The organism is Arthrobacter sp. Hiyo1 (assembly GCF_001263615.2).
Lineage (GTDB): Bacteria > Actinomycetota > Actinomycetes > Actinomycetales > Micrococcaceae > Arthrobacter.
This window is the reverse complement of sequence record NZ_DF952468.1, coordinates 843,924-852,233: the sequence shown is the minus strand read 5'-3', so window position 1 is coordinate 852,233 and position 8,310 is coordinate 843,924. Positions and strand designations below refer to the sequence as shown.

6 protein-coding genes, 3 tRNA genes and 1 pseudogene are annotated in these 8,310 nt (G+C 62.8%); 9 read left to right on the top strand and 1 reads right to left on the bottom strand.

Annotated elements, in window-relative coordinates; all coding sequences use genetic code 11:
• From AHiyo1_RS25375 to AHiyo1_RS03665, 4 genes are all read left to right on the top strand, one after another.
• A partial coding sequence (locus AHiyo1_RS25375; RefSeq protein ID WP_445286181.1) for a sunset domain-containing protein occupies window positions 1–472 on the top strand: 472 nt, incomplete at its 5' end.
• A 56-nt stretch (window positions 473–528) separates the two neighbouring features.
• Window positions 529–1,635, top strand: a complete 1,107-nt coding sequence (locus AHiyo1_RS03675; RefSeq protein ID WP_084784341.1) for a PQQ-dependent sugar dehydrogenase — start codon at window positions 529–531, stop codon at window positions 1,633–1,635.
• Window positions 1,636–1,748: 113 nt separating this feature from the next.
• Window positions 1,749–1,824 (top strand) — tRNA-Lys (locus AHiyo1_RS03670).
• A 70-nt stretch (window positions 1,825–1,894) separates the two neighbouring features.
• A tRNA-Lys gene (locus AHiyo1_RS03665) sits at window positions 1,895–1,970 on the top strand.
• Between the two features lie 98 nt (window positions 1,971–2,068).
• Here AHiyo1_RS03665 and AHiyo1_RS03660 read toward each other — a convergent pair.
• Window positions 2,069–2,557, bottom strand: a complete 489-nt coding sequence (locus AHiyo1_RS03660) for a MarR family winged helix-turn-helix transcriptional regulator (protein WP_084784340.1) — start codon at window positions 2,555–2,557, stop codon at window positions 2,069–2,071.
• 109 nt (window positions 2,558–2,666) lie between these two features.
• Between AHiyo1_RS03660 and bcp the strand changes: the two genes are divergently transcribed.
• The 5 genes and pseudogenes from bcp to AHiyo1_RS03635 form a co-directional block, all read left to right on the top strand.
• The gene (gene bcp / locus AHiyo1_RS03655) at window positions 2,667–3,140 is read left to right on the top strand and encodes a thioredoxin-dependent thiol peroxidase (protein WP_059387640.1); all 474 of its coding nucleotides are present in this window, start codon (window positions 2,667–2,669) and stop codon (window positions 3,138–3,140) included.
• A 117-nt stretch (window positions 3,141–3,257) separates the two neighbouring features.
• Window positions 3,258–3,339, top strand: a tRNA-Leu gene (locus AHiyo1_RS03650).
• 134 nt (window positions 3,340–3,473) lie between these two features.
• Window positions 3,474–5,140, top strand: a pseudogene (locus AHiyo1_RS03645) (ABC transporter substrate-binding protein).
• Between the two features lie 79 nt (window positions 5,141–5,219).
• Window positions 5,220–6,725 carry a malate:quinone oxidoreductase gene (locus AHiyo1_RS03640; protein ID WP_059387639.1) on the top strand — a complete coding sequence of 502 codons (1,506 nt, stop codon included), beginning with the start codon at window positions 5,220–5,222 and terminating at the stop codon, window positions 6,723–6,725.
• Window positions 6,726–6,789: 64 nt separating this feature from the next.
• Window positions 6,790–8,310 (top strand): efflux RND transporter permease subunit (locus AHiyo1_RS03635; RefSeq protein WP_148667430.1); only part of this gene is annotated, 1,521 nt, incomplete at its 3' end.

Sequence of the window (8,310 nt, the reverse complement as noted above, 5' to 3'; positions counted from 1 at the left end):
CCGACAGCGCCGAATGGGAAGCGACCTGGAGCGAAGGCAGCGCACCAGTGGCTCCCGCCCCGATCCACCACCGCGAATACACGGACGCCCATGCACCGAGCTTCCCGGCGCGGAATCCGCCGCGGCGGAGGCAGTCGACACTGCAGCCGAAGGGGCGCAGGAAGACCGGGCCGAAAATCCCGACGCGGCACCTTCGCCGGTTGAGTCAACCACCGTGGCCCAGGATTCCGCAGCCGCATCGCCGCTGGGCGGGCATCTCGCAGCCGAGCAGCCGTATGGCGAAGGCTCCGCCGCGGCCGGCGCTGACGGGAGTGGCCCTGATGGCTACACCGTCAAAGGCAACGCGGACACCATGACCTATCACGATGAAGACAGCCCGTCGTACGACGAGGTCAAGGCCGACGTCTGGTTTATTTCCAGCGCCCACGCCGAGGCAGCCGGCTTCCGACCTCCTCGCAGGAACCGCCGCTGAGAGCCCCAAGGAGCTGACCCAGGGCGGCAAGCAGCCCTGCAACCAGGACCCAAGCAATGAACCAGGCAAAGGCGGGATCCGGGAGCGTCTTCCGGTCCCGCCTTGCGCTCGTCCGGGCTCCCGTAGCGGTGGCCTGCCTCGTGGCCCTGTTGCTGAGCGCCTGTACAGGGAGTGCCCCCGGACCGGGGCCTACCCAAGGCAACGGACCCGAGTTGAATCGGAAGCTTGACCTGAATCTGACAATTCCGTGGTCGATCGTGTTCCTCGACGACGGTACTGCCGTCATCTCCGAACGCGACACCAAGCTGATCAAATCGGTCCGGAACGATCGGGCCACGACGGTAGGCGAGGTTCCCGGCGTCGTACCCGGGGGCGAAGGCGGGCTGCTGGGGCTGGCGCTCTCCCCGACGTTCGCCAGCGACCGCCTGCTCTATGCCTACTTCACCGCTGAATCGGACAACCGGATTTCGCGCATCCGGCTGGAGCAGGCCGCAGACGGGCGGTTGAGCCTCGGCACACCCGAAGTCATCTTCACCGGCATTCCCAAAGCCGCCACCCACAACGGCGGGCGCATCCGCTTCGGTCCCGACGGGTTCCTCTACGTCGGCACGGGAGACGCGCAGCACCCGGAGCAAGCACAGAACCGCACTGCGCTTGGCGGGAAGATCCTGAGGCTGACCCCCGAGGGAAAGCCGGCACCGGGCAACCCGTTCGGCAATCCCGTTTACAGCTACGGACACCGCAATGTGCAGGGTTTGGCTTGGAACAGTGACGGCAGGCTGTGGGCGAGTGAATTCGGACCCGACGTCAACGACGAACTCAACCTCATCGAAGCGGGCGGCAACTACGGTTGGCCACAAGTGACCGGTGCGCCCGGCCGCGCCGGTTACATCGACGCCAAGGTGGTCTGGCCGTCGACGGCGGATGCCTCACCGAGCGGTCTGGAAATCGTGAACGGAACGGCGTTCACGTGCGCGCTGCGCGGTCAGCGTTTGTGGACCGTACCGCTGCGCGGAGAAACCGCGGGGAATCCCGTGGCGTACCTCACGGCCCAGTACGGACGGCTGAGGGACGTTTCGCTAGCGCCGGACGGCACACTGTGGGTCCTCAGCAACAACCAAAACCCCGACTTTGCACTGCTCCTGAAGCCTCCCCGCCAGTGACGCGCAGGAGGCCCGGGCCGATTTCACACTTCGGCAAGTGTCGTGTAGAGTTACATGTCGTTGCGGAGATCAACGAGGGAAGAAGAGCCCTCAGCCGATCGAAATCGACAAATGCACCTCTAGCTCAATTGGCAGAGCAATTGACTCTTAATCAATGGGTTCCGGGTTCAAGTCCCGGGGGGTGCACCAAAGGGAAGGACCCTTGAGCGGCAGTTGCCGCTCAAGGGTTATTTCTTTGCGTTGCGAGCAACAAACAATTGCACCTCTAGCTCAATTGGCAGAGCAATTGACTCTTAATCAATGGGTTCCGGGTTCAAGTCCCGGGGGGTGCACCAAAGGGAAGATCCCTGGATGGCTGAATGGCCGTCCAGGGATCTTTTTTATTTTCCCCCGGACTCGGCCCGGAGCCGCTTCCGCCCGGACCTGCGGAGGCCTAGTTGGAGGGCTCGCCCGGCGCCACAGCTGAATCCGCTGCGGCCACAATGTCGTTCACGACTGCCGAGGAATGATTGTTTGCCAGTTCGCGTACAAGCGACTGGAGCTCCCGCCGCAGTTTGGCGGTGTCCACGGGCACGGGTGCAAGCACTTCGCGTTCCAGCTGCGTGGCGAGTCCGAGGGTGCGCTCCCCCGCCTCGGTCAAACTGACCACTTGGCTACGGCGGTCGGACACGCTGCGTGCACGGCTGACGTGGCCGTGTGCCTCCAGCCTGGTGAGCGTCTTCCCCATTGTCTGCGCCTGAACCCGGACGATCTGTGCGAGCATCGACTGGGTGGTCGGTCCGTTGACGGCAAGTACTTCCATGACAATGACCCCGGCATGGGTCAGGTCCATACCGCGCAGTTTCTCGTTCCAGGCATGCTCCACGAGTCGCGCGGCCGTGGAGAGCAGGCGCCCAGTGGGCCACCGTTCCATATCAGGCATAAGGGCCAGTATATAGACCGCTGCGCGCGGAGCAGGACCGGGGTTCAATTCGTGAAGCGGCCAGCCGATCACTAAGCTGAGTGATCGCGAACGCTAGCAAGGAGCACAAATGGCTGAACGACTCATTCCAGGCGACATTGCCCCGGACTTCACCCTCAAGGACCACGCGGGCCGCGAGATCAGCCTGGCCTCGCACCGTGGCCGCAATACAGTCATCTACTTCTACCCCGCGGCTTCCACCCCGGCATGCGCCAAGCAGGCCTGCGACTTCCGCGATTCCCTCGCAACCCTCCAGGCCGCCGGTTACGAGGTTCTTGGCATCTCTCCGGACACCGTGAAGGATCTGGAGAAGTTTGTGGCCGAAGAATCATTGACCTTTCCACTGCTGTCCGACGAGGGGCACCACGTGGCTGAGGCCTATGCGGCGTGGGGCGAAAAGAAGAACTACGGGCGCACCTACCAAGGGCTGATCCGCTCAACGATCGTGGTGGACCCCGACGGCAAGGTGGCCTTGGCCCAGTACAACGTGCGGGCCACCGGCCATGTCGCCAAACTCCGCAGGGACCTCAAACTCGACAAGTAGCCACCGCATCGCCGCATAGGCGCGGCTGGAATGGGTGGCGCGAAACCGCGGGTACAATGGAGGCCGGTAGAAGACCGGGGCGGGAATCCCTGAATCCCGATCCGGAGACCAACACCAGCGCGAGTGGTGAAATTGGCAGACACGCAGGATTTAGGTTCCTGTGCCTTCGGGCGTGGGGGTTCAAGTCCCCCCTTGCGCACATTCAGGAAGTGCCCCGGTCCTTGGCCGGGGCACTTCCAGTTTCCAGCCGGGACTCAGGGCCCTGAACTAGACTGGACCGCGGTCCGGCTGCCGCGGGCCCCAAGCCCGTCCAACTGCCTTGAGGGGACAAGAGTGGTAAGCAGCAAGCTTCGCCGAGTCACGCTACAAATCGGCGCAGGCCTTCTGGCCCTGGCCTTGACCTCGTGCACGGTAAGTCCTGGACCGGCACCGTCAGCCTCGGCCGCGGGCAGCACCAAGGCAGAGCCGAGCAAGACCTTCAACTTCGGCACCCCGTCGATGCCGCTTGGGCTCGATCCCGCCGTGACGAACGACTCCGAGTCCTATCGCGTGACCCGGCAAGTGATGGAAGGCCTTGTGGGGGTCGACGCGTCCACCGGCCAACCAACTCCCCTGCTTGCCACCTCTTGGTCACAAGGGAACGACGGACTCAGCTACGACTTCACGTTGCGGTCGAAAGTCACCTTCCACGATGGCACCGTCTTTGACGCCGCCGCCGTCTGCAGCAACTTCAACCGTTGGTTCAATTTCCCGGCGACCGTGCGTCAGCAGGCACCGGGCATCGCATTCAAGAGCGTCTTCAAATCCTTCGCGGACGACGCTTCGCTTTCGCTCTTCAAGAACTGCAAGGTCATCTCCCCCGATCACGTCCAAATCAACCTGGCCAAGCCCTTCACAGGCTTCCTTCAGGCTTTGACCCTGCCGGCGTTCGCGATGTCCTCCCCGAAAGCAATGGCCGACGGCAAGGCCGACGTCCTGGACAAGAAGCTGTCAGGCCAGCCGGCGTCAGCCTATGCCTCCCACCCTGTGGCACGGGACCTTACCTTTTCTCCTCCTGGAGCCAGGACCGCATTACGCTGACCAGCTACAAGGGCTACTGGGGCGACCGGGGAGAGATAGCCACGGTCAACTTCATTCCGTTCGACTATCCGCAGGCCCGGCTCCAGGCCTTGCTCGCTGGAACCATCGACGGATACGACCTTGTTACCGCCGGCACCTTCGACCAACTGGTCAAGAAGGGCATGCAAATCGTCCAACGGGATCCGTTCTCCGTGATGTACCTGGGGATGAACGAGTCCGTGGCGCCCCTCCAGAACCTTGGCGTGCGGCAGGCAATAGAGATGGCCATCGACAAAGACACCCTTATCCACAAGTTCTTCATCGACAACACCTCACCTGCGACCCAGTTTGTTCCCCCCAAGCTGAGCGGCTTCAACAACAACGCACCGTCCTTGGGATACGACCCGGACAAGGCCAAGCAACTCCTCGCCAAGTCGGGCTACAAAGGCGAGGAGCTCAAGTTCTACTACCCGCTCAATGTCACGCGCGCCTACCTTCCCACTCCGGAGAAGATCTACGCGGAGATCAGCGCGGAGCTCACCGCCATCGGACTGAACATCAAGCCGGTGCCCGTGAACTGGGACGACGGCTACCTCCAGAAGGTCCAATCACCCGGTGACCATGCGCTGCATTTGCTCGGCTGGAATGGCGCCTACTCGGACCCGGACAACTTCGTTGGAACCCTCTTCGGTGAAAACAACGGTGAGTTCGGCTACAGCGATCCCCAAGTCTTCTCAAAGATCGACCGGGCCCGGGGACTCCCCGACGGCGCTGACCGCAACTCGCAGTACCAGACCATCAATGCGCAGATCGCTGCCACCGTCCCGGCGGTACCCATCGCCTTCCCGATCTCGGCTTTGGCCCTTTCCGACCGCGTCGAGAAGTACCCGGCATCGCCTGTCTTAAACGAAGTTTTTACAAACGTTCGCCTGAAGTCTTGACGTCCCGCCGCAATTTCAGTTATGTGCCCACGCGGGGATATTCTGTGACAGCCAGTGCCGCCGCTATCGGAGATAGATCGTGACCTTCATTTCCAAGACACACCACGCTGACGTCGTCCTTATTGGGGGCGGGATCATGAGCGCAACCCTGGGGGCGTTCATCAAGCAACTCGAACCCAGCTGGACCATCTCCCTTTTTGAGCGACTCGACGAAGCCGGCCTGGAAAGCTCCGGACCGTGGAACAACGCGGGAACCGGGCACGCAGCGCTCTGTGAGCTTAATTACTCGCCCGCAGCCAAGGACGGCTCGGTAGACCCGTCCAAGGCCCTCCACATCAACGAGCAGTTCCAGCTCTCCCGGCAGTTTTGGTCCCACCTCGTGGACAACAAATTGATCGGCTCCCCGAAGGGATTCATCAACACCGTCCCGCATATGAGCTTTGTCATCGGCGACAAGCACGCAGACTTCCTCAAGACCCGCTACGAGGCACTCAAGCCCAACACGCTCTTCCGCAGCATGGAATACACGGAAGACCAGGCACAGATCGCCAAGTGGGCTCCGCTGATCGTCAAGGGCCGCGACGCCAAGCAGCGCGTTGCCGCCACCCGCGCCGCTGAAGGCACCGACGTCGACTTCGGCGCCTTGACCCGCGAACTGACCGGCTACCTCGCCGCGAACGGCGTTGAAGTCAACTATGGCCACGACGTCACCAATGTGAGCAAAGCCTCCGACGGCGGCTGGGACCTTTCACTCAAGTACCCCGCTTCCGGCGAACACAGCCGGATCCACGCCAAGTTCGTCTTCGTCGGCGCGGGCGGCGGAGCACTCCACCTGCTCCAAGCATCGGGCATCCCGGAAAGCAAGGGCTACGGCGGTTTCCCGGTATCCGGACAGTTCTTCCGCTGCACCGACGAGGCCATCGCCAGCCAGCACAGCGCCAAGGTGTACGGCCAGGCCTCCGTCGGCGCCCCGCCCATGTCCGTGCCGCACCTTGATACCCGTTACGTCGGCGGCAAGCGTTCCCTGCTTTTCGGCCCGTACGCCGGCTTCTCCACCAACTTCCTCAAGACGAGCAGCTACCTTGACCTTCCGCTGTCCATCCGCCCGAGCAACATCATCCCGATGCTGGCCGTGGCCAAGGACAACATGGACTTGACCGCGTACTTGATCAAGGAAGTGGCCAAGCGCCACGACGCCAAGGTGGAGTCCCTTCGCGAGTACTACCCCCAGGCCGACGGCGGCAACTGGGAGCTCATCACAGCAGGCCAGCGGGTTCAGATTATCAAGAAGGACTCCAAGAAGGGCGGCGTGCTGCAGTTCGGCACCGAGGTCATCACGGCCCGTGACGGATCCATCGGAGCACTGCTCGGCGCCTCCCCCGGCGCCTCGACCGCCGTCCCCATCATGATCGAGATGCTCCAGCGGTCCTTCCCGAAGAACTTCAAAGGCTGGCAGTCCAAGCTCAAGGAAATGATGCCGGGCTACGGCGTCAAGCTAAACGACAATCCCGACCTTGCGGCCGAGCTGGAAGCGAGCACTGCCCGTTCGCTCCAACTCGAGCCTGCCGACGCCGTCCAGCACTAGCAACCGTCCGGGCTGCGGCCGGTTCACGACAAGAGACAGACCGTAGATCCCAGGAGACAGTGCGATGTTCCGTCTGGCAAAGCTTTCACTGGCGAACAGGGCACTGATCGCGCTGATCACCGTCTTCGCGGCGGTGTTCGGCGTGATCACCATGTCGTCCCTCAAGCAGGAACTCATTCCCTCGATCGAGTTCCCGCAGATCTCGGTGATCACGGCGATGCCGGGCGCGTCGCCGGAAGTTGTCGACAAGCAGCTCAGCCGCCCGCTCGAAGCAGCACTGAACAGCGTCGAGGGCCTGGAATCGACCACGTCGACGTCGCGGAACGGTGTTTCGCAGATCTCCATGGTGTTCACCTATGGTTCGAACCTGGACCGCGCGCGCAACCAGATCGACCGCGCCATCTCCAACGCCAAGCGTGTGCTGCCGGCCGACGTCGAGCCCCGATCCTTTGCCGGCAGCATCAGCGACTTCCCGATCGTGTACCTGGCGGTGTCTTCGGACAAGCCTCTCAGCGAGCTGAACACGGACCTGCAGCGATTGAGCGTTCCCCGGCTCCAGAAACTGGACGGGGTCCGCAGCGCTGACGTGACAGGCGGAGCCACCCAACACATCCTGATCCAGCCCAAAGCCCAAGCCATGGCCGCGAGCGGCGCCACCGTCCAGTCGCTCACGAACGCCCTCAAGAACAACGGGACCCTGGTCCCGGCAGGAACCATCGAGGACCAGGGCAAGACCCTTTCCCTGCAAATCGGCAGCCCGGTGGACTCCCTCGACGTCATCAAGGGCTTGCCGCTCACCGGCGCCAAGGGCGGAACCACCATCGGCTCCGTTGCCGACGTGAGCATCAAGGACGACGCCGCAACCTCGATTACCCGGACCAACGGGAAGCCGACGCTGGCCCTGTCCATCACGAAAAAGCCCGACGGCGATACCGTTGCCATTTCGCACGCCGTGAAGGATTCCATTGCCCAGATGGAAGCCGAACTCGGCTCCAATGCGCACTTCACGCCAGTGTTCGACCAAGCCCCATACATCGAAAAGTCCATCAAGGACCTCACGACGGAAGGCCTTCTTGGGCTGGGCTTCGCGGTAGCGGTCATCCTCGTGTTCCTGATGTCCGTACGCTCAACGCTCGTGACGGCGGTCTCCATTCCGTTGTCGCTCCTGATCACGTTCATCGGAATATCGGCGACCCACTACTCGCTCAACATCCTCACCCTCGGCGCGTTGACCATCGCGATCGGCCGCGTGGTGGATGACTCGATCGTGGTGATCGAGAACATCAAACGGCACCTCAGCTACGGCGAGCACAAGCTCGGGGCCATCCTCAATTCGATCCGCGAAGTTGCCGGCGCCATCACAGCGTCCACCCTCACCACGGTTGCCGTGTTCCTGCCGATCGCCTTTGTGGGCAACCTGGCTGGCGAGCTGTTCAGGCCCTTCGCCCTGACGGTGACCATCGCCCTGTTGTCCTCGTTGCTCGTCTCCCTCACCATCGTTCCGGTCCTGGCTTACTGGTTCCTCAAGTCGCCGTCGCCGGCTTCGGCTGCGGAGGACGCCCGTATCGCCGAGGCCGCCCGATCC

Bases quoted from the DNA above. Each gene is read 5' to 3' on its own strand.
- AHiyo1_RS03675 (WP_084784341.1), top strand. From the start codon at position 529: ATGAACCAGGCAAAGGCGGGATCCGGGAGCGTCTTCCGGTCCCGCCTT.
- bcp (WP_059387640.1), top strand. From the start codon at position 2,667: ATGGCTGAACGACTCATTCCAGGCGACATTGCCCCGGACTTCACCCTC.
- AHiyo1_RS03660 (WP_084784340.1), bottom strand. From the start codon at position 2,557: ATGCCTGATATGGAACGGTGGCCCACTGGGCGCCTGCTCTCCACGGCC.